This is a genomic window from Pseudoteredinibacter isoporae (genome assembly GCF_040372805.1).
In the GTDB taxonomy this organism is placed as follows: domain Bacteria; phylum Pseudomonadota; class Gammaproteobacteria; order Pseudomonadales; family Cellvibrionaceae; genus Pseudoteredinibacter; species Pseudoteredinibacter isoporae_A.
Genome location: NZ_BAABWJ010000005.1, coordinates 231,632 through 255,462, shown reverse-complemented (window position 1 = coordinate 255,462; position 23,831 = coordinate 231,632). Strand labels below are relative to the sequence as shown.

The window sequence follows — 23,831 nt, the reverse complement described above, 5'->3', positions numbered from 1 at the left end:
AAAGATTGTTATTTTTGGACGAGTGTCTTCATTGCCTTCGGGCTGGGGTACACTTTTGTCATCTTAATAAAGTGTGTCAGTTGACCTAAAATGGTATTCTTGTCCTTCAAAACTGACAGACTAAAACAACTATTGAGCTATAAAGAAGACATCGGAGAAAAATCATGGAGTTAGCGCTGAACGAAGAGCAGCAGATGATCCAAGACACGGCGCGCAGTTTTGCTGAGTCTGAATTGGCCCCTGTCGCTGCTGAGGTTGATCGTGGCGAGGGTCGCGAAGCGATGCTCGCTAATCTGCGCAAGTTGGCTGAGCTGGGTTTTATGGGCTTGAATGTGTCTTCCGAATACGGCGGAAGTGAGGCTGGAGTGGTGTCTTTCAGCGTGGCGATTACTGAAATCGCAAAAGCCTGCGCCTCCACAGCGGTAACCATGTCCGTGACCAATATGGTAGCGGAGGTGATTCAAGCGGTTGCCAACGATGAGCAGAAACAAAAGTACATTCCTAAGATTTGCAGCGGAGAATACGCCGCAGGTGGTTTTTGTCTCACAGAAGCCAGTGCAGGTTCTGACCCGGCGGGTATGCGTACCAGTGCAGTGCGTGATGGTGATGACTTTATTTTGAATGGCAGCAAACTTTATATCACCAGTGCGGAATACGCCGGTGTGTTTGTGGTCTGGGCGGTAACCGACAAAGACGCCAAAAAGGGTAAGGGGATCAGTTGCTTTCTGGTTGAAGCGGATACTCCCGGGATGATTATTGCTCCGGCGGAGCATAAAATGGGGCAGCATGGTTCAGCGACCAATGAAGTGATTTTTGACAATTGCCGCGTTCCGGCATCGGCCCTCATGGGTGAGCTGAATCAGGGCTTTAAGATTGCTGTAGGCGAATTGGCTGGTGGTCGTATTGGTATTGGTTCTCTGGCCTTAGGGGTCGCGACAGCCGCCATGGATTACGCTCGCGCTTATGTGTTAGAACGTGAACAGTTTGGTCAGGCGATTGCCAACTTTCAGGGCATTCAATGGATGATGAGCGATGCGTATACCGATCTTGAAGCGGCTCGTTTATTATTGATGAATGCCGCTTACCTGAAAGAGAAAGGCCTGCCTTTTGGTAAGCAGGCGGCGATGGCGAAATTGTTTGCTACCGAAAAGTCCAATGAGGTTTGTTATAACGCCTTGCAGTTGTTGGGTGGAGCAGGGTACTTGCAGGATCACCCCTTGGAGCGTTATGCCCGGGATGTACGTATTACGTCGATTTATGAAGGTACGTCCCAGGTTCAGAAAATTATTATCGCCCGTGAATTATTAGCGGAAGCGGCGGCTCAACAATAAGCGAACCATTATGTGGGGGCGCCTCCTTCTTGAGTTCCTGGCTGCCGTTAACAAGAGATTGAGAATTATGTTGCAACACGATAAAAGCCAAATGGTTGGTTCTGAAAATGCCTTGCCGGGTCGGGATGAGGCTATGGTGGTCAGTCCAAAACACACGGTGACTGGTGAACGCACAGTGCCCCCGTTTGCCGCAGGTTTGACCGAAGCGGTGTTTGGCTTGGGTTGTTTTTGGGGGGCTGAGCGTAAATTCTGGCAGCAGGATGGCGTACGCAGCAGTGCGGTTGGTTACGCGGGCGGTTACACCAAAAACCCGAGTTATGAAGAAGTGTGTTCGGGGTTAACCGGGCATGCTGAAGTTGTGCGTGTGTTGTTTGATGCCAATGTCATCAGCTATGAAGATTTGCTTAAAGTTTTTTGGGAAAATCACGATCCTACTCAAGGAATGCGCCAAGGCAATGATTTGGGCACCCAGTATCGCTCGGTGATTTATTGTTTGGATGATGAGCAATTGGCCGTGGCCGAAAAAAGCAAGGCAAATTACCAGCAGCGCTTAAGTGAAGCCGGATTGTCGAGCATCACAACGGAGATTCAGAGAGCGCCGGAATTTTATTATGCTGAGGATTATCACCAGCAATACCTCGACAAAAACCCCCAAGGCTATTGCGGCATTGGCGGGACAGGTGTCACATGCCCGATTGGTTTGGACGTGTAGGTTTCGCATAGACCGATCCCCAATCAAAATGCCGCTTAAGAGCGGCATTTTTTATGCCCGTTGTCGGGGTGGCCGTTTCTTGGCACAGCTATTTCTTATGTGTTGATTTGATTATGTTGACAGGCTGCTGGCTGCTTTTGCGATCAACAATAGCCCGCCGATCGGCATCAGGTAGAGGGTGTATTGTCGAAAGCGTTCATTGTCGATGCGCTGCAAATGGTGGCGAGCCCAGAAGACCCCCAAGATACCACCCAGCCCAATGGCGACTCCACTCACACCCATCTGCCAGCTTATCGCGCCAAGTCCCAGGTAACTCACTAGTTTGGTGCCTTGCATGGCCAGCGAATTAAACGCTTTGGTGGCGACCAGTTGTTCTTTTTCCATGCCGTGATTTAAAAAGAAAGGGTTCATCACCGGGCCGGCTCCACCCACCAGTCCTGATACGAAGGCGACACTCATGCCGAGTGGAAAAAATGCCCAGCGCGGCATGGGGAAGGAGCGCTGTCGTTTGCCAAAACGGTATTGCCAAATTGTGGAGAGCAGAAACAGTCCGAGAATGAGCTGTAAATAGTGAGCCGGCATCAGGGTGAACGCATAAGCGCCCAGGATAGCGCCGATGATTGAGCCCGGTAATAGCAGGGCAATAACGGGCCAGTAAATATATTGCCAGAAGACAAAGGTGCGAGACGGGTTGGCCATGAGGCTGGCAACGGTGATCACCGGCGCGACGGATTGGGCAGACAGGGTTAAGCCCAGTATCGGTATCAGCAACATGGCGGCACCGCCGGCGGCGACGGTGCTGATCATCCAGGCAATAGCGCCCGCCATAAACAGCAATAGATAGGTCATATTAGAAGGCGGCTTCGCTGATAGCGCTTAACGCACTATAGGTGGCTGCACCAGTCGCTCCAGCTGCCGGGATAGAGCATCGCGTCTTGTCGGCCGGCAATGAACAATGACACCAGATTGACACAGGCAGTTACGCCTGAGCCACAGTAATTGATCAGAACCTGCTCCGGTTCCAGGTCTGCCCAACGTTCTTGATGGAATTCGAGGGCTTGAAAGAAACCATTGTCATCAACCACTTCCTGCCAAGGTTTATTCACTGCTCCGGGAATGTGTCCGGCAACGGGGTCGATGGGTTCTTCAATACCTTGATAGCGTTTGTTCTCTCGGGCATCAATCAAGCAGTGCTCATTCGAACTTTGCGCGTCCAGCTGTTGGCTGATGTGTTGAATGCCGTCGTAATCGGTAATCCAGCCAGCGCGAGGGCGGCACTGAAAATTTCCAGGGCGTGGAGCGGGCTCGCGTTTATCGATGCCGCCTCCGGCATCTTTCCAGGCTTGGTAGCCTCCATCCAGAATATAAACCGATTCCAGTCCCATAAAGCGCAACAGCCACCAGGCTCTTGCCGCGTAAGCATTACGCTGGTCGTCATACACCACAACCGTGTGAAAGCGCGTCAAGCCACAGCTTCGTAAACGCTCTTGCAGTTCACCAATGCGAGGCAGAGGGTGGCGTCCGCCATGGCCTTCTACAGGCGCGGACAGGTCGGCTTCAATATCCAGAAAGTACGCGCCTGGAATATGCCCTTGTTCATAGGCCAGCAAACCGTAATTGGGGTCTCCCAATGCAAAGCGGCAATCAAAAATCAGAGTGTTGTTGTCACGCGCGTCGATGGCGTGTTTTAAATCGTCCGCTGAAACGCATGCAGCAAGTGGGTGTTGCTTATCCATAAAGGCTCAGAATTCAGTCAGTGGGTGTACTTATTTTTGTGTAACCTTACCTGTTGCTCGCAGGCTGCTCAAGCCCGCTTTCCCAATTTCATCGGCCCTGTCCTATCCTGTCAGAAATGCTTGTATTGCCGCCATTTAATGGGGGCTTTTACCTTGAAGGTCGTAAGCGAAGGCTAATATTTGAGCAATGCAGAGATACAGGCTCTCGGGAATGTGGTCACCCAATTCAATTTGGCTGAGCAGCTTAATTAGCTCGGGGTTTTCACACATGGGTACTTTGTGCTCTTGAGCGATGGCAATGATTTCATCGGCGGTGGCGCCACCGCCTTTCGCTGTAACCTGGGGGGCGGTTTCACCGTCGTAGAACAAAGCGACGGCTTGGCTCAGTTCTTCATCGCTAAATACATCTTCTTGCGTCTGCATGGTTAGGCTCGCGTGTTGATCAGTTGGCATTGCAGGCTGGTTTCAAGTTTTGGGGGAACACCCTGATGGCAGCGCAGTTCTTCCAATTCCAGTCCTTTACGGGTGAGTGTTTGTCTTAGGGTTTCCAGTTTGGCTTCGGCCAGCTGCAAGGCTTCTGTGTTGGAAAACCACAATTGAATATTTCCGCGTTCGGCCATGAGTTTGATATCCGCCTGCAGCTTACCCAACGCTTTCAGGTCAATATTCAGGCGCAGCTGCCATTGATTGTGTAGTTCGCCTTGGGGGTTTTTCTTTTTGCTCTCCCGTTGTTGGATCTCCAGCTCGATACTGCGTACTTCACCTTGGTGGGAAAAGGGCAATTCCATAAGCCAGCGCTGTAAGACACCATTGACCGGTTCGCTCAACATCTGCAGCTGTTGGGTTTGGACTTTGGCCAGTCCGGCCTGACTTAAGGTCAGAAGCTTTTGATTAATCTGTTCTCTCAGCAAGCGGCGTTGGGGCGCTTGCAGTTGTTTGAATTGTTCCAGTAAGGCGGTGTGGGACTTTGACGTGATATCGGCCTGGGGATTGAACAGTAAGTCCAGCAGCTTGCCTATCGGAGTATTCAGACTGCTGAGTGGATTACCTGCTGTGGTCGAACCTGCTGTTGATGCGGTGGTGGCTGGGCCGCCTGTAGCGCTACTGGCACGACTCAGTTGAATATCGTTACGCAGTGCCTGTGCCAGTCGCCCAAGCAGGGTTTTGACATCGTTCAACGCCGGAGCAAGTGCCGTGCTTTGGTGCAGTGAGCCAGTTTGCGTAGTCGCGGATTGGGCACCGGGACTTGCGACGGCCATGTCTGAGATTTCTTTGACCAGATTGGCCAGTTTGGCTTCCTGGGTAACGCCGCTTTGGATGATGGCTTGCTTAACGCCGCTGCCGTGACTCAATAATTTGATGTTAGGGAGTTTGTCCGCGAGCTGGTCGATCAACAGACGGCTGCTGGCGCTGAACAGATTGTGCTCTTTAGGCAGCTGATTGAGATGCTGGCTGAGGTTGCGTATGTGCCCCAGTACGTCGCGTAAGTTCTGTTGCTGGGGAAGCGATTCCCTCAGGGCTTTCTGAATGATGACCTGCGGCTGGGAAGAGAGAGGGCTTTTACCTATGGAGCTCTTCGAATTCAGGGCTTGGTGAACTGGGGAGGTTTTCTCCGGTTCTGAAAGCGCATTCACTTTGAGGGCGCCATTCGATTCAAGACGCAGACTCACCCAAGCGCCTTTGGCTATGGGTTCTCTGGAAACGGTCAACAGCTGATGCCCGCCGGCCATTTCAAGTTTTAACAGGCTGGGGGGCTGTCGAATGAAGTCGGCGCTGGTAAAGCTCTTGCCTTGCTGAAGCAGGGGGAGCAGTTGTTGAACTTGGCGGGCTGAGGCGAGGGCGCTGACGATGACTTGGGCGCGGCTGTCGTTCTTATCGCTGATCAGGCCTAGGGCGAACAAGCCTTGTAGCCTGGCAGGTAAGCGTTTGAATAATTGCTTATCAAGTGTGTTCTCGTTCACGGTCAGCGCCTTGTTGTGTTTCTCCAGTGCCTTTAGAGCGCTTTCAAGAGGGCTGTTAGCATCTCGTTTTTGCGCAAGGACATTCAAGACTTCCTGTTTCGCCTGGTTCAAGGCGGTTTTATCCGTATTTGAAGCGTTCTTTTGAGAGCTGATGGGGAGAGGTTTATCGCTATGGTGTGTGTGTTTTCCATCCACCGTTGAGCCGTGTTTGTCGTTGCTGGCATGAATGCCCGCATTGCTTTGGCCTGGAGAGCTTGCGTCCAGTGCCGGACCAAGACTTGCTCGGGCGACGGATGCGTGTGCGATCACCATAGTACTCTCCCCCTGAATGTGTTCTTTTCAACGCTTTCTTTCTCTATTGGGTATCGGCAAATGAGGGGATAACTGCAGTCGGCTGCGGGAAAAGCGGCATGATTTTGATCTTCTTCAAGCCCTCGCAATAGGTTCCTACCTAAAAAAGCTCTATAATGCCGCCTGTTTTTATAACCCGTGTCTTCGGACCAGCAGGAATAAGCAAGACGTAATGAGCAAGGCTCTGGATAAGCAATCTCTAACAATCAGTCTGGAACAGCTGGCCTGCCGTCGGGATGAGCGTTTGTTGTTCGCGGATTTGAATGCTGATATCCAGGCGGGAGATGTTCTTCAGATTATCGGCCCTAATGGGGCGGGGAAAACCACCTTGTTGCGATGTCTTGTGAGCCTGGCCGAACCCTCCGCAGGAGAGATTCGCTTTTGCGGGCAAGCACTGTCTCAGCAGCTCTTTGAGTTTCGGCAGCAGCTGCTCTACTTGGGGCACCTGCCGGGTATCAAATCAGCCCTGACTCCCGCGGAAAACTTACGTTGGTATGCGGGGCTTGAGGGCGATACTGATCGCTTGGACTCACGAGTCGAGCAGGCTTTGAAAGACGTTGGCCTGTATGGTTATGAGGATCAGAGCTGTTTCAATCTCTCAGCCGGGCAACAGCGTCGCGTTGCTCTCGCTCGTTTATACCTGAGTCAGGCAAAGATCTGGATTCTCGACGAGCCTCTGACAGCCATCGATAAGGCCGGGGTGGCCAAGTTGGAACAACGTTTCGCCGAGCACAGCGAAACTGGGGGGATTGTTATTCTGACAACCCACCAGGACTTGCAGTTGGCTTCCCTAAAGCGTTTGGATTTGCAGGACTATCTGCCCAGCCCGGAACAGATGTATGGGGGGGCAGAATGAGTCAGCCTAGGCCGGATTCTGCCATCGCCAATCGCCCTGAACGAACGGGCAATGCCTTTTTAGCAACTCTGCGGCGGGATCTGAAGCTTGCCATTCGCCATCGCGGAGAGCTGGCCAATCCCCTGATCTTTTTCCTATTGGTTATCACCATGGTGCCCTTGGGGGTGAGCCCAAGCCCCAAGACTCTGGCGATTCTCGCGCCTGGCATGTTGTGGGTCGTTGCCCTGTTGGCGACTCTGCTGTCTTTGGATGGTTTGTTTCGTTCTGATTTTGATGACGGTACGCTCGAGCAGTTGCTGCTTAGCCCCCAGTCCAGTTACATCAATGTGCTGGCTAAAGTTATTGTGCATTGGCTGACGACAGGCTTGCCGTTGACGCTGATTGCCCCGTTATTGGGTGTAATGATGTCCTTGCCCGAGGCCGGTTATATTCCCTTGGTTTTAAGTCTACTGTTAGGCACGGGCAGTTTGAGTTTGATCGGTGCCATTGGTGCCGCTTTGACAGTATCCCTGCGCAAAGGAGGCTTATTGCTTTCTCTGATTGTAATGCCTCTCTATGTGCCCGTGTTGATTTTCGGGTCCAGCGGTGTGCGCGCAGCGATTGAGGGTTTTGCGTATAATACCCAGTTGGCGGTATTGGGCTCCTTTTTGGCTCTGGCTATTATCGCAGCGCCCCTGGCTATTGCCGGAGCGCTGAAAATGAGTGTGAATAATTAACGCCCCGAAGGGCTGAGAGAGGCGAACGTTGGCTTGGCAGTGGTTCCACAGATTAGGCTCCCCAAAGTGGTTTTATGAAAAAACCAATGCTTGGATGCCTTGGTTGCTGAGTATCAGTCTGTTGATGATTGTCAGTGGGTCCATTTGGGCGCTGGGCTTTGCGCCAATGGATGCCAAACAGGGCAACAGTTACCGAATTATGTATCTGCACGTGCCGGCGTCGATTGTTGCAATGGCGGCTTATTATGTGATGGCTGTTGCCGGTGCGATCGGATTGATCTGGAAAATGAAGCTGTCTTATATGGTGATGAAAGTTGCGGCACCTATCGGTGCGGTGCTGACGGCGATGGCCTTATTTACCGGTGCTGTATGGGGCAAACCAACCTGGGGAACTTATTGGGTTTGGGATGCGCGCCTAACGTCTGTGTTAATTCTGTTGTTTTTGTATCTCGGTGTGATTGCGCTACAAGAGGCCTTTCGTGAGCAGGAAGTGGCCGATAAAGCCAGTGCCATTTTAAGCCTGGTCGGTACCGTGAATATTCCTATCATCTACAAGTCCGTGGATTGGTGGTTCACTTTGCATCAGCCAGCGTCCATCAAAATGACGTCGAGCAGTATTGCGCCTGAAATGTTGTATCCTCTGCTGGGAATGATTACCGGTTTTTATATATTCTTTACTTGGGCGCTGTTGGCGGCGACGCGCAGTGAAATTCTCCAGCGAGAAATGAAAACCAACTGGGTAAAACACGCCTTGCTGAACAAGGTCTGAGAGAGAAAAATGCAATTTCGTTTTGAAAGTTTTGCCGAGTTTATGTCAATGGCTGGCCATGGCCCTTATGTCTGGGCGTGTTACATTGCGGCCGTGATTGCTATTAGTTATATCGTGCTATCTCCGATGTTGAGAAAAAACGCGATTCGCAAACAGTTACAACGTCAGGAAAAGCTGGCGGAACAGCAAGCTTTCCAAAGCATGGAATAAAGCTAAAAGAGCCTCTTGAAGGCCTGCTTGAACGTTAACGATTCTGATAAAAAAGAGAAGTATTATGCCGATGCACCCGGTGCGTAAACAGCGTTTGATGATCGTCCTGTTTATTGTTGTTTTTTCTTCAGTGGCCATTGGTCTGATGGCATTTGCACTGAGTAAAAACATTAATTTGTTTTATCCCCCCTCCAAGCTTGTGAATGGCGAAGCGCCGGAAGGCGTTAATATTCGTGCGGGTGGTTGCGTGGTTCCAGGATCTGTTCGACGCAGCGAAACCGATTTGGCGGTACGCTTTTCCATCACCGATGGCAGTGCAGACATGCCGGTACAATACACTGGTATTCTTCCGGATTTGTTTAGTGAAGGGGAAGCTGCAGTAGTCAATGGTCAGGTGCAGAACGGTGTGTTTATGGCAGAACAGGTCTTGGCGAAACACGATGAAAATTATACGCCACCGGAAGTTGCAGAAGCCATGGCTAATGCCAGTGCTGAAACCGGTACTTCACACCAAGCCAGTTGTGAAGGCATGGATATGTCAGGCAATAAAAAATACTAATCTCTGGAGCCGTGATGACTGCTGAACTTGGACACATTGCCCTCATTGTCGCATTGGGCCTTTCTTTTTTGCTGGCCGCGATACCTATGCTGGGCAGCTATCAAAATAATCTGTTGTGGATGCGCAGTGGCCGCAGCCTGGCGACTGGCGTATTTGTGTTTGTGGGCTTGGCTTACGCCTGTTTGACCATTTCATTTATGGAAAGTGATTTTTCCGTTGCCTATGTCGCAACGACATCAAACTCCATGTTGCCTTGGTACTACAAATTTTCAGCGGTGTGGGGCGGCCATGAAGGCTCCTTTCTGTTGTGGGTACTGATGTTGGCGGGGTGGACTTTTACCGTTGCCTGTTTGAGTCGATCCCTACCGATGGTTATGGTGGCGCGGGTGCTCTCGGTGCTTGGCTTTTTGTGTATTGGCTTTTTGCTGTTTATGCTGCTGACCTCCAATCCTTTTGATCGCCTGCTGCCTGACACGCCCAGTGAGGGTCGCGATCTTAATCCTTTGCTGCAAGATCCGGCGTTTATTTTTCACCCTCCTGTACTGTATATGGGTTATGTGGGATTGAGCGTGAATTTTGCGTTCGCTATTGCGGCCTTATTGTCTGGGCGTTTGGACAGTGCCTGGGCGCGATGGTCTCGTCCCTGGGCAACCGCCGCTTGGGCCTTCCTGACATTGGGAATCGCCTTGGGCAGTTGGTGGGCGTACTACGAGCTCGGTTGGGGCGGTTGGTGGTTCTGGGACCCAGTTGAAAATGCCTCGTTTATGCCGTGGTTGGTTTCCACAGCGTTGATCCATTCTCTGGCGGTTACTGAGAAACGGGGAGTATTCAAAAGCTGGACGATTTTACTGGCCATTTTTGCGTTCTCTTTGAGCCTATTGGGAACCTTTCTGGTTCGCTCTGGCGTCATTACGTCGGTGCATGCATTTGCAACGGATCCGGAGCGGGGCGTCTTTATTTTAGGGTTCCTGGCCTTAGTCGTTGGTGGTTCTCTGACGATCTACGCCTTGAAAGCGCCGACTATGCGAGCGGTGGCGACGTTTGGCTGGATGTCTCGTGAAATGTTTTTACTGCTCAACAATATGTTACTCATGGTCATTATGTTGACCGTGTTGTTGGGCACCTTATACCCCTTGATTGCTGATGCCATGGGGCTTGGTCGCATTTCTGTGGGCCCTCCGTTCTTTAACGCATTTTTTGTGCCCTTGGTGTTGGCGCTCAGTTTCCTGTTGGGGATTGGTTCGATTTCCCAGTGGAAAAAAAGTAAGGGCGAACGCTTAGCTAATTTCTTGTGGTTGCCCGCTGTGGCTGCGATTTTGATGGGCTTTGCGGTCGCGTTTATGTACGGCGACAGTTTCCATTGGAAAGGCTGGCTTTGTGCCGCATTGGGCTTTTGGGTGATTACCGTCAGTTTGCGCGATTGGTGGCACAAAGCCAATGCAAAACGCGGTTCGACGTTTTCGCAGCTGTTCAATATGAACGCCAGTTTCTACGCCATGATGTGTGCTCATGTGGGTATGGGTTTGACAGTAATTGGTGGTGGCCTAAGTTCCATCTACAGCGTGCAGAGTGATGTGCGTATCGTGCCCGGTGATAGCGTGAGTGTCGGTGCCTATGAGTTTACATTTGAAGGCACAGAAGGGGTTCGTGGGCCAAACTACGTCGCTGATCGTGCTCAAGTGGTTGTCAGTCGTGATGGTCAGGAAGTCGCAACATTGGGGCCGGAAAAACGACGTTATTTTTCCGGTGGCAATATGATGACCGAAGCGGCGGTTGATTCCTCAATCGGGCGGGATTTGTATATGGCAATGGGCGAACATCTGGGTGAGGGCGCTTGGGCGGTCCGAGTCTATGTAAAACCTTTTATCATGTGGATTTGGTTGGGGTGCTTGATGATGGGCTTTGGCGGTTTTATCGCGGTAGCGGATAAGCGTTATCGTCGTTTGAAAGTGTTACGCCCGGAAGCGGAAGCGCTGAACCCAGCCTGATGTGTTCATGTTCTCTCGTTTGCCTTGGCGGCGAGAGAACGGTTTCGATTGTTTATTGGCCAGGAGCGATCATGGCGCGTTTAAAACTCTTTATTCCTCTCGCCATCTTTATTGGTCTTGCAGCCTTGTTGTGGAAGGGGCTGTCTCTGGACCCCACCGCAATGCCTTCGGCTTTGAAAGATAAAGCCTTTCCCAGCTTTTCGCTGGGTATTTTAAAAGATGAAAATGCCCTGAAAACCGAAAAGGATTTTGAGGGCAAAATCACTTTGGTCAATGTTTGGGCCACCTGGTGCGTGGTGTGTCGTGTTGAGCATCCCTATTTGCTGGAGTTAGCGGAGCAGGGCGTGCGAGTGGTCGGTGTGAACTACAAAGATCAACCCGACGCCGCACGTCAGTGGCTGGCCGATTTAAAAGACCCTTATGAATACAGTGTTATGGACCGCAGTGGTCGTCTTGGGCTGGATCTGGGGGTATTTGGTGCGCCAGAATCTTATCTGGTCGACCAACAAGGCATTATCCGCCACAAGCATGTCGGGGTTGTGGACGACAAAGTTTGGCAGCGGGATTTCATGCCTATCATCAACGAGCTTTCCGAAAAATAGACCGTTCTAACAAGCCATAAGTTGCCCGTTTTTAGCGACGAGGCGTCTTTCGATTTATCGCCAGATTTTTATAATGTGCTGTAAGTTTGATTAATTTGAATAAATATAAGTCGTTTAAGACTTTTTATCGAAATAAAAGCAAAGATTTATTCAGCATTTTAGATATATATTTCAATTTAAAACTGTAATAATTGCGTCCAATGTCAGTGTTGATCGGTGCTCGAGCGAAATGGCTCAAGCATTTTCTGTGAGTTCCATCGTCTAAGGTGGGTCGCAATATAAAGAATCAACGCGGCACCATAGCGGACTGGTAGAGATAAGAATGAACAAAAAACATTCACTGCCAGACCTCCCTAAAAAATAATAATCGGCCCAAATGGGTCATGTGATAGGAGAGCATCCATGTCTAACCGCAAGTATTCGCAGCGCCTGTTTTTAAAATCGGCCCTCGCGATAGCTGTTGCTGCCAGTGCAAATACCACGGTGGCGCAGGTCAATAGTGATGATCAGTTACTTGAAGAAGTTGTCACCATTGGTACCCGTAAAGAAGGCTTGTCCCCTGAAGAAACCCTGTCCCCGATTGATGTTATGGGTGGCGGTGAATTGGGTCAGCAGGCGTCTTTTAACCTAACCGATTCATTAACCAAAGTTGCCCCGTCTCTGAATACCCAGCGTTTCCCGATTGCGGATGGTACGGCGTTTGTTCGTCCAGTTACGCTGCGTAACTTGTCGCCTGACCACACCTTGGTTACCGTCAACGGCACACGTCGTCACCGTTCTGCACTGGTTAACCTGCAGTTGGCGCCACTGGGTACCACTAACCAGGGTTCGCAGGGTGTCGACTTTTCAGCCTTCCCATCAGCGGCCATCAAGCGCGTTGAAGTGTTACGTGATGGTGCCTCGGCCCAGTACGGCTCTGATGCCATTGCGGGTGTTGTGAACCTGGTTCTCAACGATTCCAATGAAGGCCTTAGCCTAGCGGCACAATACGGTGAGTACAGCGAAGGTGATGGTGAGCGTTCCATGGTCAGCGCGAACTTTGGTTTGCCACTGACTGAAAACGGTTTTATCAACACCACCATCGAATACAGCGCTTCTGATATCACCAGCCGTGGTACGCCACGTCCTGATGCCGCGTCCGTGGGCGATATCGTGGGTGACAGTAATGTGCCATACAACGGTTTTGGTCAGCGTTGGGGTGATCCCGACATCGAAGCTCTGAAACTGTTTGTGAATGCCGGTATCGATATTAACGAAACGACCGAAGTTTACGGTAACTTCTCTTATCTGGATAACGAAACTCTGTCCGGTTTCTTCTACCGCACACCGGTACTGCCTACGGCAGCAGACCAGCAGAATATTGCTGCGCGTACCACTTTGCAGATTGATGCCGACGGTGATGGCTTGCCAGACAATGCCTCCGCAGACATCGTCAACAGCATTGTGAGCCAGGGCTTGAACCCTGCAGATTATTTGACAGCAGACAGCAACAGTCCAAGCGGTTTTGTGCTGCGTAACCCGATTCACGAATTATTCCCTGGTGGTTACAGCCCATTGTTTGGTGCCAACATCAGTGACTACAGTGTTGTTCTGGGTGCGAAAGGCGAATTCAATCCAAACCTGACTTGGGATGTACGTGTACGTTCTGCTGAGAACGAAGTTGAATACGTTCTGCAACAGAGTATCAACCCCAGTTTGGGTCGATTGTCTCCGACCAGCTTTAAGCCTGGTACGCTGACTCAGGAAGAATCTGGCTTGAACGCTGACTTTGTAAAAACCTGGGACGATTCTCCACTGAACCTGGGTTTTGGTTTCGAGTGGCGTGAAGAGTCATACAAAATTGGTGCAGGCGATGCTGCTTCCATTCAAGCGGGTCCAACCACGACTATTTTCGGTCTGGGTTCCGACGGTTTCCAAGGCTTCCCAGTTGAGTCTGCCGGCACTTTCGATAGTGAAAGTTATGCCTTCTATGTCGATGCGGAAACCGATCTGACGGACCAACTGTCTGCGGCGGTAGCATTGCGTTATGAAGACTTTGAAGAGTTCGGTTCAACTCTGGATTGGAAAATTTCCGGTCGTTTTGAATTTACTGAGCAGTTTGCAGTACGTGCGACGGCTAACACCGGCTTCCGTGCTCCGACTCCTGGTCAGGTGAACACCTTGAACGTCACCACCACTTCAGATTCCAGTGGTAACCTGATTCCAAGTGGTACTTACCCAGTGAATCACCCAATTGCCGTTGCACTGGGTGCCCAGGATCTGACTCCGGAAGAGTCCACCAGTTACACGATTGGTTTTGTGTACACCCCAGGTGATAGCACAACTATTACCATGGATTTCTACGACATTACCATCGAAGATCGTATTGCTCTGCAGAATTTCACCATTGGTGATTCTGAGTTGGCGCAATTGCAGGCGGCGGGTATCCCGAACGCTTCTTTGTTGCTGGGCAGTAACGGTAACTTCTTCGTGAACGGTTTTGAATCCAATGTTTCTGGTGTTGATTTGAATATCCACAGCTCGTTTGAAGTGGGTGATGGTCGACTGGATGTGGATTTCCGCCACAACTATAACCAGCAAGATGTTTCTGACATTAAGTCGGGTACTATTAACAATGGTCGAGTGTTCGATCTTGAGAATCAGGTGCCTGAGCACAACAGTGTGTTGAGCTTCAACTACACTCAGGACATCTTTGAAGGTTTGCTGCGCGTGAACCGTTACGGCGATTGGAAATCCACTGGCGGCTTGTTCGGTCCAGGCGACGGCAGTGATGTCTTCAGCTATGGCAGTGCGGTTCTGGTTGATTTGGAAGCACGTGTTGTCTTTGATGACAAATACACGGTAGCCATTGGTGGTGAAAACATCTTCGACGAGTACCCTGATCGCGAAGGTAACGGTGTACTGAACTTCTTGGGTCAGCAACACGCAATTACTTCACCATTCGGTTTCAACGGTGCCTTCTGGTACATGCGCGTCAGCGCAGACTTTTAATTTAACGTCTGAAGCAACGCGAAAAGCCGGCCTTTGCGCCGGCTTTTTTTATGCGTGTCATTTTTTTGATCGAGTACAAAAAGCAGTCATTTTCACGGCGCAGGGTAAACGCAATGCCGAATGGCATTTCCGGTGATGCGAATCTGTGATTTTGATTGAAAATCCATGCGTTCTTATTCTTTGTTTGAAAAATACACATGATGATTTAAAAACAATCGTGTTGCAGGGTATGCCCGTTGAATTGGCGAAAAAAGACAGTGTAAATGGGTGGCTCGGAAAGTGGTTACGGAAACAGGTGTTCTATAATAATTCGCTTTTTACTGTTTTAGCAGTTGCTTATTTTTAGAACAAAATTTTGAGAAGAGTATGAAACACAATCGAATTCCGTTCCCCGTTAAAAGTCTGTCTGTAGCGGTTGCATTCAGTGCCGTTACTGCAACACCCATGTGGGTTCAGGCGTCTTCCTTGTTGGAGGAAGTGGTGGTTACCGCGCAAAAGCGTGAACAGAACCTGCAGGATGTTCCAATTTCTATTTCCGCTTTCAGTGGTGACTCATTGAAAGAGATGGGTGCCGAGAGCATCAGTGACATCGGCCGTGCCACGGCGGGTGTTGAAATGAACAATGAGAGTGTAACCCAGGCGAACTACAATGTTCGTGGTATCCAAACCGACGATTTTACCGTAGGTTCCGATCCGGCGATTGCCCTGTACGTTGATGGCGTTTATGCCGCGCGAGGTGCAGGCGCCGAGATTCCTCTGGAAGATGTCGAGCGAATCGAGATCCTGAAAGGTCCCCAGGGGACGTTGTTTGGGCGCAATGCAACCGGTGGTGCCATTCATTACATTACCAAAAAGCCGGGCGATGAAGCCGAGCGTGCCATTAACCTGAGCTTGGGTAATTACGGTAAGAAAAAAGCCAGCTTTGTTATCAACCAGCCCATCAGCGATACTGTAGCTGCGCGTCTGAGTGGTACCGTTAATAGCCGCAACGGTTATTTGAATAATGTGAATGGCCCGGATCTGAATGACGTGGACAGCCAGTCTGTGCGCGGCTCCATTCGTTGGGATGCCTCCGACGATACCGAAGTCATTTGGCGTGGCGAGTACAGTGAGTTGTCTCAGAATTCCGGTACGGTATACACCACTACTCAGAGTGTGTACGCGGCAGGTAACGTAAACGGCCCATTCGATTTATACGGTGATGTATCTCTCGACACGACTTCTTTGGAAGAGCGCGATCTGTTTGGTACCTCCATTGAAGTTAATCACGAGTTTGAAGCGGCGACATTCACGTCGATCACGGCGTACCGTTCCATGAACGTAAATTTTGTGAACGACGAAGATGGTTCTTCTGATCCTGGCCATCACTTTTCTTCTGAAAACATTGATGATCAGGACCAGTTTTCACAAGAGTTTCGTTTGGTCGGCGATTGGGAAGACTTGAAGTGGACCGTAGGTGCGGCCTACAGCAAAGAGCATGTTGATCACACTACCGAAGCGACTGCGACCACCAACATGCTGGAAAATTTTGCGATCTATAACGCTTTGTTGGCTGACCCGAACGCCTTGCTGGCGTCTCCCGTGCAGCTTTCCGGTGCGCAGCTGGGTATCGATGGGAATTCCTCCGAACAGGAAATTGCAGAAGTCGTCAATGGTGTGCGTGGCACCTTGGTTGGCGCGGGCTTGAATGGTCTGGCCTTGTCCAGCTTCTTATTCTCTGCCTATGCGGCCAGCCCAAACCCGTTTAACCCCAGCAGCCCATACGGTGCTTTGCATTTGGTGAGCTGCGGTCCTAGTAACGCTGGTGATGTAGCCGCCGCTGCGGGTCCAACTGCGGCGATTGGTGGTTGTTTGTTGCCACAGATTCAAGCGCGTCTGAACAATGATCCTGCCTGGAATGAGTCCGTACGCAACACTGGTACTTATGAAAGCACGGCCTTGTACACCGACTTCACTTACGCGGTGAATGACTCGGTGAACATCAGTGCCGGCCTGCGTTATACCTACGATGAGAAGAGCTTTACGGTTCAAACCGGTTACCGTCCCGAAAACAGCTTCCTAACCAGTATTCTTGGTCAACCTTTGCCACTGGGTTTGTTCTTCTTTAACGCCGGTAACGATGGTGGCAACGTTATCCAGCGTTACGACGAAGACTGGGACGCGCTGTCCGGTCGTTTTGTGGTGGATTACTTTATCAGCCAGGACGCAATGGTTTACGGTAGCGTCGCAACGGGCTTTAAGTCTGGGGGCTTTAATAGCTTGAGTTTTGGTCCTGGTATCAAGCCAACCTTTGATCAGGAAGAAGTGACTAACTATGAGATCGGCTTTAAGGGCGATTTCCTTGAAGGTGACCTGCGCTATAACGTAGCGGCGTACTTCTACGAGTATGACAACAAGCAGGATCTGCAGTTGATTGGCCCAACGAATGCCATTCCAAGTTACAACATTACCACGGCCGATGCGGAAGGTAAGGGTGTTGATATGGAATTGTATTGGTCTGTGACTGACGCGTTCTTTATGTCGGCCAACTACAGCTTCCTGGACACTGAAATTACCCGTTACGACGTGATCTTCGGTGAGCGCGACCAAACCGGTCAGCCGTTGGCGAACACACCAGAGCATAAGTTCTACATCATGGGTGAATACACTGTGCCGGTAAGCGTGGGTGATCTGGTTTTCCGTGGAGACTACAACTGGGTTGATGATCGTATCGGTCAGCTGCGCGGTGAGGAGATCGAGGATTACTTTACCGTTAATGCCCGTGTCAGTCTGATCAGTTCAGATGACAGCTGGAGTGTTGCTCTGTGGGCAAACAACCTGACCGATGAAGACGATCTGCTGGATTACACCGGCCCGGGTAGTGCTGTGGGCTCCCACACTGTTGCTCGTCGTCTGCCCCGGATGGTTGGTGTGGATTTGGGCTACCGCTTCTAAAAAGCACCCAAACACCCTCTTAAGCAAAAGCGGCGACTGTTTAGTCGCCGTTTTTGTTTTCAAGGTTGTTAATTGTCAGCTTTGGGTGTCGGCTTGTCTCAAGGTGTTGTGTTTTGCAGGGTGGTCATCAGTTTCATAACCTTTGTGAGACTTTCCTGATATTCCGAGTCACTGTTGGAATCCGCCGTAATGCCACCACCACCCCAGCAGTGAATCTGGCCTTCGCCATCGTCTACCAGGGTGCGGATGGTGATCGAGCTGTCCATATTGCCGTTGGCACTGATATACACCATGCTCCCGCAGTACACTGAGCGAGCATCCGGCTCAAGCTCTGCAATAATCTCCATCGCGCGCTTTTTAGGAGCACCGGTAATGGACCCTCCGGGGAAGCTGTCCCGCAACAGTGCCAGAGCGCTGGAGTCCTCCGCTAAGCTACCGGTAATCGTGCTGACCAAGTGGTGGACGTTAGGGTAACTTTCCAGTGCGAACAGCTCAGGAACTCGCACACTGCCCAGTTTGCAGTTGCGGCTGAGGTCATTTCTCAACAGATCCACAATCATCAAGTTTTCGGCGCGGTCTTTGTCGCTGCTCTGGAGCTCGCGGGCCAACTGACGATCACTGTCCAGATCATCACCGCGAGGAATGGTGCCCTTGATGGGCTTGGTTTCGACCTGGTCGCCCTGTACACGAATAAAGCGCTCAGGGGAGTGACTCAGGATGGCCCCTCTATCGAGCTTCATAAAGGCGCTGAAGGGCGAGGGTAGGGCTTGGCGGAGTTTGAGGTAGGCCGCCAGTGCGGAGCCTTCAAAAAGCGCGCTGAATTTTTGAGCGAAGTTTACCTGATAGCAGTCACCCGCCTGAATGTAGTCTTGGACTCGGGCGATGTTTTCCCGGTATTCCTCGGCGGTGATTTGGGCTTGAAAGGGCTCGCATCGATAGTCGTCGCTTGTGCGGGTAGGTGCCCACGGGCGCTGACAGCGGGCGACGATGTTGGCGATAACCGCTTGCTGGTCTTCGCCGAGGTCAGGCCCGAGACACCAGCTGCGCTGGCTGTGATGATCCTGCACCAAGGCCCAGCTATAGAGCCCAAGTTGGGCATCGTCCAAAGGCAGTTTGTTCGGGCTGGCGGACACCTCATTAAATGGCAGCTGCATCCCGAAGTCGTAGCTGATGTAACCAATCAAGCCGCCACAAAAAATCTGGTTATTGGCGCACTCACTGGGCAGGCTTTGAATTTGTTCATCCAGCAGCTGGAAAAAGTCGCCCCGATATTCCCGTTTGTCGCCTTTTTCGCAGATGAAACTGTGGCCGTTTTTGTGGATTAACGTGCGCAGGGGCTGGGCAGACATGATGTCATAGCGCCCACTGCGTTCGCCGTGACTGCAGCTGTCCAGCCAAACGGCATCGTTTAAATCTGAAATGCGCTTGAATAATTCGGCGCTATCTGGAAAATAAGGAAGATCGAAACAAAGCATAAGGGTTTTGGCGGCCGCGCTGCTGGCTAAAACCCCGCATTTTAACGGTATGCCTGACATAGAGCAAAATCGTCGTGAAAGTTTTGAATCGACGTTGCTCGGCTCAGGTGGGGACCGTGTTATTTTCTGTAATAGCCCTGTTTTTCTCTCTTGCGTAAAATTCGTATTTGCAGACACATTTTTGTCATAAAGGATAGCTCTGCGGACAAGGGTTTGGAGAGAAAACTTCAATATTCAGCTGAGCATCATCTTGCAAGTGTTTCAATTGTAAAGATAAAAATTTTCCGATTAAGGCGAGGCTCGTCTTATAGAAAAATATTCTGATTTTTTCCGGAATATTTTCCTGGCGAATCCAAGATTTCACCTATACTTGTTCAGGCTACATTGTGGTTATTTGCTTGAGTATAAAAAAGCAGTTGAATGAAAAATAATCACCGCGAATGACGTTCATCAAGCGCGCTTTCGCGAAACCAAAAAGCAAGACCTCTTGGGTGATAAAAAGGATAACAAGTGAAAAGTAGCAGCCGATTATTTCCTGTCCGTTTAGAAAGTGCAGAGTCCCGTGGCGACTTGCTCGAGGACGTGTACGTAATCAAGCCTAATAACAGTCCGGATAAAAGTGTTGAGCTGGCCATCACGCGTATTGGTGCCAGAGATATTTCGCACATTGAACATCCGCCTTTAATTCTGTTTCACGGCTGTTATCAGAATCACCAGATGTGGCTGGGTGAAAATTATTCAGGCCTGGGCCCTATGCTGGCAAGGCAGGGGCTGGATGTTTGGTTGCTGGATGCCCGTGGTCATGGTCTGTCTGTTCTCAATGAGAGTTTTGAATCCAACACGCTGGCGGATTATGCCCGTTACGATATTCCTGCAGCCGTCGCGTTTGTGGCCGAAGTGTGTGGCCGAGCGCCCCTTTGGGTTGGGCATGCCGAAGGCTTTGGTGCCCTGTTGATGTCCCTCACCAGTGGAGCATTGCTTGAAAACACGGTGGCCGCCGCGGTCGGTATTGGAGACCCATTTCCGTCTGGCAGTTTGCGCCGCTTGCCCCTGGCCAATCATCTGGCGGATATGGTGAGTTTCAGTGATATTCGCAATCCTGCTTTAGGCCCCGAACTGGAGCCTAAAGCCCTGCGCCACCAGCTGTGGCGTGAGCAGGGTGTGTTCGGTCGTCGTGGGCGCAGTTTGAATGTGGATTTGTGGTCTGTGCTTGCTGGTTTGAGTGTGCCTCTTGCCATGCAGCGCTCTGCAGATGCCCAGCGTGGCGATGCCGGCTTGCTTAAACTGCTTGAGCAGGGCAAGCTTACTCGTCTGGATGGGGGATCTGATGAGGCGGAATCCTTGTTGGAGCAGCTGGCTGATGCCAGACAGCTGGAAGCCTTTTGGCAGCCCCTGGAACATTGGTTCGGGCAGTTGGAGCTTCCGCTTGGCCTTTTACCCACTGATCAAATTGCACCAGCTTGTTGATGGTTACCGCGCCAGCTTTCGTGTTGCTGGCCGTGAAATTCTGCTGCTTCAGGAAGAGGGGCGGCGTTATCTCCTTGATGCCCGTTGCCCCCACGCCGGACGCTCTCTTGCCCAGGGCAGTTGTGATGGGCAGGTCCTGCGTTGCCCCGCTCATGGTTTGGGCTTTCGTTTAAGTGATCTTCGATGTCTTGAGCAGCCCAGCCTGCGCCTGGGCCACTATCCTCCCGCGTATGATGGCGATACCCTGGGTATTGAGCTCTAAACCCTAAACCATAATTTTCCTGAATATCGGCTATAGCTTTGGTTTTCGCTTTGGCCTGCTAAGATGAACTTTTCAGTCTCTTAGCAAGGGAAACTTGATGACTATTGCAACCCCTGATTTATGTGATGCCTACCCGGATCAAGTTCGAGTTACCATTCCTACCATCACGCGTAATTTCGGTGGCCGCGAAAACTTCGGTGGGCAAATTGTGACGATTAAATGCCACGAAGATAACTCTCTTGTCAAAGAGCAGGCGGGTACCGATGGCCGTGGAAAAGTCATGGTGGTCGATGGCGGTGGCTCGCTACGTAGAGCGTTGTTGGGAGATATGATTGCCGAAAACGCGGTGAAAAACGGTTGGGAAGGTATCATTATCTATGGCTGCATTCGCGATGCGGCGGTTATGGCAACTCTTGACCTGGGTGTTCAGGCGATGGGGACCATTCCATTGAAAACGGAAAAGCGAGGCCTGGGTGATTTAAACGTAACGGTGAGTTTTGCGGGCGTGGACTTTATTCCTGGCGAGTATGTCTACGCGGACAGCAATGGTGTTGTGGTCAGCCGTGAAGCCTTGAAAATGCCCGATTGACCCGTGGCGCATGGGTTGGCGCGTAGGTATTCATATTACCGCCAATCCGTTTCGTGGATGTGCTTCGTTTATTCCGGCCTTTTATAGTTAACTGCCTGGCATTGTGCATCATAGGCCTGTCGGGTGATGCTGGCTTCATCGCTGAGCATATCGCAGCGTAATCCCTGTTCTTCTACCAATCGGGCCATCAGCGCCGGCTGACTTTCCAATTCGCCCTCATGAAGAATATGCTCGACCGTCCAATCATTTTGTTCAGCGATAAATTTGGCGATCAATAAACTGCGATGACAACTGGCCGGATCTTTTTCAGCGCACATCATTGCGATGGTGTAGTGTTTTTTAAGTCCTTGGTTCAAACGCTCAATCCCCTGTAAAAACAGACGGCTTTGATTAAGTTTGTCGAAATCAATTTGACGGTTTTCGTGGTAGTGGCTCGGATCTTTTGAACGAGGCCCCAAATGATCGCCCATGTAAATGTAGTGAATTTTTTCCTTGGGTAGAGCTCTTTGCAAGTTGGGCTGGTCGAATTCCTTGAAGCGCGCACTGAATGGAACAGAACGAACGTCTACCAGTGCGCTGATTTTATAACGCTTCAATTGTTCCAGAAAAACGGGGTAGCTTTTGGTGGCATAGCCAATGGTGTAAATCGTTGCCATGGTGTTAACGGTAAGCTGTCTTGCAGATTAAAGAGGCAGGGAAGATAAATGGAAAAGAGCAGGGGAGTAAAAAGGGCAGCTCATGCTGCCCTTTTAAAGAATTTAAATAAAGGCGATAACGCAAGCCAGGCCGACGCTACCGAGCACCAAGGTGTAAGGTACAGCCATAATCACCATGCGGCCATAAGACAAGCGAATTAACGGCGCCAATGCTGACGTCAGTAAGAACAAGAAGGCCGCTTGACCATTTGGAGTCGCAACGGAAGGTAGGTTGGTACCGGCGTTAATGGCAATAGCTAACTTATCGAAGTGTTCTTTATCAATGGAGCCGGAATCCAATGCCGATTTAATTTCATTGATGTAAACGGTTGCTACGAACACATTATCTGAAATCATGGACAAGATGCCATTGGCCAAAAAGAGCATCGGTGCTTGCTGCTCAAGATCCAGAGAAAGAACCAATGCCGTAATTGGCTGAAACAAATGCTGAGCATGAATCACGGCAACGATCGCGAAGAAAACTGCCAGCAGAGCAGTAAATGGCAGGGCTTCTTCAAAAGCGTGGCCAATCTGATGCTCGTCGATAATACCGTTAAACGCGGTCAGCAAAACGATAATCATCAAACCGATCAAGCCAACCTCGGCAATGTGTTTCGCAAGGGCAACCACCAGGATAAGGCCAACAATCGCTTGAATGATCAGGGCTGCCTTGTCTTTGATAGAACGTTTTTTGTCTTCTTCTTCAGCGAAGTCTTCCAGAACATTACGCACAGATTCTGGCAAGGTGGCGCCGTAGCCGAACCAACCCGTCTTCTCAAGCAGCAAGCAGGTTGCCAAGCCCGCCGCCAAAACAGGCATGGTCACAGGTGCCATGATCTTAACGAAGGTCATGAAGTCCCAGCCAGCAACGTTCGCAATCAGCAGGTTTTGAGGCTCGCCCACAACGGTACATACACCGCCGAGAGCGGTGCCTACAGCACCATGCATAATCAGGCTGCGCAAGAAAGAACGGAATTGATCAAGATCTTCACGGTGGTACTCGTAAACTTCTTCATCTTGTCCATGATCGTGATCGTGGTGGAATTTCTTACCCGAGGCGATTTTGTGATACACCGAGTAAAAGCCAACCGCAACGGTAATCAGAACGGCAGTAACGGTCAGTGCGTCCAAAAAGGCTGAAAGAACAGCTGATGCAAAACAGAATAAAAAGGACAGCAGCATTTTCGAGCGTATGCCGAGGAGAATCTTGGTAAAGAGGTAGAGCAGCAGGTCCTTCATAAAGAAGATACCGGCCACCATAAACATCAACAATAAAATAACCGGGAAGTTGGCAAACAGTTCGTCTTTTACCGCTTCCGGCGTGGCCATGCCCATCGCAATGGCTTCAATGGCCAACAACCCTCCTGGCTGTAATGGATAGCATTTTAAGGCCATGGCCAGAGTAAAAATGAACTCCAAAATGATTACCCAACCGGTGACGTATTTACCGACAGTGATCATCAAAATAGGGTTGATGACTAAGAAGGCGATAATGGCTTTTTTGTACCAGTCTGGGGCGTGCCCGAGAAAATTGCTGGTGAGCGCCTGGCCCATGGTTTTGGTCATTATAAGAATCCTTAGCTGTTGCTATCATCATCATTGGTTGCGTTGATTTTAGACATTCACC

Annotated in this window: 21 protein-coding genes; 14 read left to right on the top strand and 7 right to left on the bottom strand. The window is 50.6% G+C overall.

Annotated features, from left to right (window positions below):
• Window positions 1-164: 164 nt before the first annotated feature.
• Complete coding sequence (locus ABWW03_RS12490) at window positions 165-1,331, top strand: acyl-CoA dehydrogenase family protein (RefSeq protein WP_353408668.1); 1,167 nt, start codon at window positions 165-167, stop codon at window positions 1,329-1,331.
• A 67-nt stretch (window positions 1,332-1,398) separates the two neighbouring features.
• Window positions 1,399-2,043, top strand: coding sequence for a peptide-methionine (S)-S-oxide reductase MsrA (msrA, locus tag ABWW03_RS12485; protein WP_353408667.1), 645 nt, complete (start codon window positions 1,399-1,401; stop codon window positions 2,041-2,043).
• A 111-nt stretch (window positions 2,044-2,154) separates the two neighbouring features.
• Here the strand turns inward: msrA and ABWW03_RS12480 are convergent, their stop codons facing one another.
• The 4 genes from ABWW03_RS12480 to ABWW03_RS12465 all read right to left on the bottom strand — a co-directional run bounded on the left by ABWW03_RS12480 (window position 2,155) and on the right by ABWW03_RS12465 (window position 6,052).
• Window positions 2,155-2,892, bottom strand: a complete 738-nt coding sequence (locus ABWW03_RS12480; RefSeq protein WP_353408666.1) for a sulfite exporter TauE/SafE family protein — start codon at window positions 2,890-2,892, stop codon at window positions 2,155-2,157.
• A gap of 35 nt (window positions 2,893-2,927) precedes the next feature.
• Entirely contained in the window at window positions 2,928-3,779 is an 852-nt protein-coding gene (locus tag ABWW03_RS12475) for a sulfurtransferase (RefSeq protein ID WP_353408665.1), read from the bottom strand.
• A gap of 135 nt (window positions 3,780-3,914) precedes the next feature.
• On the bottom strand, window positions 3,915-4,202 hold the full coding sequence (locus tag ABWW03_RS12470) for an EscU/YscU/HrcU family type III secretion system export apparatus switch protein (protein WP_353408664.1): 288 nt from the start codon (window positions 4,200-4,202) through the stop codon (window positions 3,915-3,917).
• A 2-nt stretch (window positions 4,203-4,204) separates the two neighbouring features.
• Entirely contained in the window at window positions 4,205-6,052 is a 1,848-nt protein-coding gene (locus tag ABWW03_RS12465; protein WP_353408663.1) for a flagellar hook-length control protein FliK, read from the bottom strand.
• Window positions 6,053-6,263: 211 nt separating this feature from the next.
• On the opposite strand from ABWW03_RS12465, the gene ccmA reads away from it, so the two are divergent.
• The 9 genes from ccmA to ABWW03_RS12420 all read left to right on the top strand — a co-directional run bounded on the left by ccmA (window position 6,264) and on the right by ABWW03_RS12420 (window position 17,716).
• The gene (ccmA, locus tag ABWW03_RS12460) at window positions 6,264-6,947 is read left to right on the top strand and encodes a cytochrome c biogenesis heme-transporting ATPase CcmA (RefSeq protein ID WP_353408662.1); all 684 of its coding nucleotides are present in this window, start codon (window positions 6,264-6,266) and stop codon (window positions 6,945-6,947) included.
• Window positions 6,944-7,663, top strand: coding sequence for a heme exporter protein CcmB (gene ccmB, locus ABWW03_RS12455; protein ID WP_353408661.1), 720 nt, complete (start codon window positions 6,944-6,946; stop codon window positions 7,661-7,663). Before ccmA ends, ccmB begins: the two co-directional genes overlap by 4 nt.
• A 28-nt stretch (window positions 7,664-7,691) precedes the next feature.
• The gene (locus ABWW03_RS12450; RefSeq protein ID WP_353408660.1) at window positions 7,692-8,432 is read left to right on the top strand and encodes a heme ABC transporter permease; all 741 of its coding nucleotides are present in this window, start codon (window positions 7,692-7,694) and stop codon (window positions 8,430-8,432) included.
• Between the two features lie 9 nt (window positions 8,433-8,441).
• Complete coding sequence (gene ccmD / locus ABWW03_RS12445; protein WP_353408659.1) at window positions 8,442-8,642, top strand: heme exporter protein CcmD; 201 nt, start codon at window positions 8,442-8,444, stop codon at window positions 8,640-8,642.
• Window positions 8,643-8,712: 70 nt separating this feature from the next.
• Window positions 8,713-9,201 (top strand): cytochrome c maturation protein CcmE, encoded by a 489-nt coding sequence (gene ccmE / locus ABWW03_RS12440; RefSeq protein WP_353408700.1) that lies wholly within the window; start codon window positions 8,713-8,715, stop codon window positions 9,199-9,201.
• A 14-nt stretch (window positions 9,202-9,215) separates the two neighbouring features.
• Window positions 9,216-11,189 (top strand): heme lyase CcmF/NrfE family subunit, encoded by a 1,974-nt coding sequence (locus ABWW03_RS12435; RefSeq protein WP_353408658.1) that lies wholly within the window; start codon window positions 9,216-9,218, stop codon window positions 11,187-11,189.
• 71 nt (window positions 11,190-11,260) lie between these two features.
• Window positions 11,261-11,791 carry a DsbE family thiol:disulfide interchange protein gene (locus tag ABWW03_RS12430; RefSeq protein WP_353408657.1) on the top strand — a complete coding sequence of 177 codons (531 nt, stop codon included), beginning with the start codon at window positions 11,261-11,263 and terminating at the stop codon, window positions 11,789-11,791.
• A gap of 402 nt (window positions 11,792-12,193) precedes the next feature.
• On the top strand, window positions 12,194-14,782 hold the full coding sequence (locus ABWW03_RS12425; protein ID WP_353408656.1) for a TonB-dependent receptor plug domain-containing protein: 2,589 nt from the start codon (window positions 12,194-12,196) through the stop codon (window positions 14,780-14,782).
• 366 nt (window positions 14,783-15,148) lie between these two features.
• Complete coding sequence (locus ABWW03_RS12420) at window positions 15,149-17,716, top strand: TonB-dependent receptor (protein WP_353408655.1); 2,568 nt, start codon at window positions 15,149-15,151, stop codon at window positions 17,714-17,716.
• Window positions 17,717-17,814: 98 nt separating this feature from the next.
• On the opposite strand, the gene pabB is transcribed toward ABWW03_RS12420, so the two are convergent.
• The gene (gene pabB / locus ABWW03_RS12415; protein ID WP_353408654.1) at window positions 17,815-19,251 is read right to left on the bottom strand and encodes an aminodeoxychorismate synthase component I; all 1,437 of its coding nucleotides are present in this window, start codon (window positions 19,249-19,251) and stop codon (window positions 17,815-17,817) included.
• Window positions 19,252-19,701: 450 nt separating this feature from the next.
• Here pabB and ABWW03_RS12410 point away from each other — a divergent pair, with 450 nt between their 5' ends.
• The 3 genes from ABWW03_RS12410 to rraA all read left to right on the top strand — a co-directional run bounded on the left by ABWW03_RS12410 (window position 19,702) and on the right by rraA (window position 21,509).
• Window positions 19,702-20,658 carry an alpha/beta fold hydrolase gene (locus tag ABWW03_RS12410; RefSeq protein ID WP_353408653.1) on the top strand — a complete coding sequence of 319 codons (957 nt, stop codon included), beginning with the start codon at window positions 19,702-19,704 and terminating at the stop codon, window positions 20,656-20,658.
• A complete protein-coding gene (locus ABWW03_RS12405; RefSeq protein ID WP_353408652.1) occupies window positions 20,618-20,920 on the top strand; it encodes a Rieske (2Fe-2S) protein in 303 nt (100 codons plus the stop codon). Before ABWW03_RS12410 ends, ABWW03_RS12405 begins: the two co-directional genes overlap by 41 nt.
• A 97-nt stretch (window positions 20,921-21,017) precedes the next feature.
• Entirely contained in the window at window positions 21,018-21,509 is a 492-nt protein-coding gene (gene rraA / locus ABWW03_RS12400; RefSeq protein WP_353408651.1) for a ribonuclease E activity regulator RraA, read from the top strand.
• 68 nt (window positions 21,510-21,577) lie between these two features.
• On the opposite strand, the gene ABWW03_RS12395 is transcribed toward rraA, so the two are convergent.
• Complete coding sequence (locus tag ABWW03_RS12395) at window positions 21,578-22,165, bottom strand: DUF488 domain-containing protein (RefSeq protein WP_353408650.1); 588 nt, start codon at window positions 22,163-22,165, stop codon at window positions 21,578-21,580.
• A gap of 102 nt (window positions 22,166-22,267) precedes the next feature.
• The gene (nhaB, locus tag ABWW03_RS12390) at window positions 22,268-23,770 is read right to left on the bottom strand and encodes a sodium/proton antiporter NhaB (RefSeq protein WP_353408649.1); all 1,503 of its coding nucleotides are present in this window, start codon (window positions 23,768-23,770) and stop codon (window positions 22,268-22,270) included.
• Window positions 23,771-23,831: the final 61 nt, after the last annotated feature.

Excerpts from the sequence above, each read along its gene's own strand:
- ABWW03_RS12420 (WP_353408655.1), top strand. The coding sequence starts at position 15,149 with ATGAAACACAATCGAATTCCGTTCCCCGTTAAAAGTCTGTCTGTAGCG.
- pabB (WP_353408654.1), bottom strand. The coding sequence starts at position 19,251 with ATGTCAGGCATACCGTTAAAATGCGGGGTTTTAGCCAGCAGCGCGGCC.
- ABWW03_RS12465 (WP_353408663.1), bottom strand. The coding sequence starts at position 6,052 with ATGGTGATCGCACACGCATCCGTCGCCCGAGCAAGTCTTGGTCCGGCA.
- ABWW03_RS12470 (WP_353408664.1), bottom strand. The coding sequence starts at position 4,202 with ATGCAGACGCAAGAAGATGTATTTAGCGATGAAGAACTGAGCCAAGCC.
- ABWW03_RS12395 (WP_353408650.1), bottom strand. The coding sequence starts at position 22,165 with ATGGCAACGATTTACACCATTGGCTATGCCACCAAAAGCTACCCCGTT.
- ABWW03_RS12430 (WP_353408657.1), top strand. The coding sequence starts at position 11,261 with ATGGCGCGTTTAAAACTCTTTATTCCTCTCGCCATCTTTATTGGTCTT.
- ccmB (WP_353408661.1), top strand. The coding sequence starts at position 6,944 with ATGAGTCAGCCTAGGCCGGATTCTGCCATCGCCAATCGCCCTGAACGA.
- ABWW03_RS12425 (WP_353408656.1), top strand. The coding sequence starts at position 12,194 with ATGTCTAACCGCAAGTATTCGCAGCGCCTGTTTTTAAAATCGGCCCTC.
- msrA (WP_353408667.1), top strand. The coding sequence starts at position 1,399 with ATGTTGCAACACGATAAAAGCCAAATGGTTGGTTCTGAAAATGCCTTG.
- ABWW03_RS12490 (WP_353408668.1), top strand. The coding sequence starts at position 165 with ATGGAGTTAGCGCTGAACGAAGAGCAGCAGATGATCCAAGACACGGCG.
- rraA (WP_353408651.1), top strand. The coding sequence starts at position 21,018 with ATGACTATTGCAACCCCTGATTTATGTGATGCCTACCCGGATCAAGTT.
- ABWW03_RS12435 (WP_353408658.1), top strand. The coding sequence starts at position 9,216 with ATGACTGCTGAACTTGGACACATTGCCCTCATTGTCGCATTGGGCCTT.
- ABWW03_RS12475 (WP_353408665.1), bottom strand. The coding sequence starts at position 3,779 with ATGGATAAGCAACACCCACTTGCTGCATGCGTTTCAGCGGACGATTTA.
- ABWW03_RS12480 (WP_353408666.1), bottom strand. The coding sequence starts at position 2,892 with ATGACCTATCTATTGCTGTTTATGGCGGGCGCTATTGCCTGGATGATC.
- ccmE (WP_353408700.1), top strand. The coding sequence starts at position 8,713 with ATGCACCCGGTGCGTAAACAGCGTTTGATGATCGTCCTGTTTATTGTT.
- ccmD (WP_353408659.1), top strand. The coding sequence starts at position 8,442 with ATGCAATTTCGTTTTGAAAGTTTTGCCGAGTTTATGTCAATGGCTGGC.
- ccmA (WP_353408662.1), top strand. The coding sequence starts at position 6,264 with ATGAGCAAGGCTCTGGATAAGCAATCTCTAACAATCAGTCTGGAACAG.
- nhaB (WP_353408649.1), bottom strand. The coding sequence starts at position 23,770 with ATGACCAAAACCATGGGCCAGGCGCTCACCAGCAATTTTCTCGGGCAC.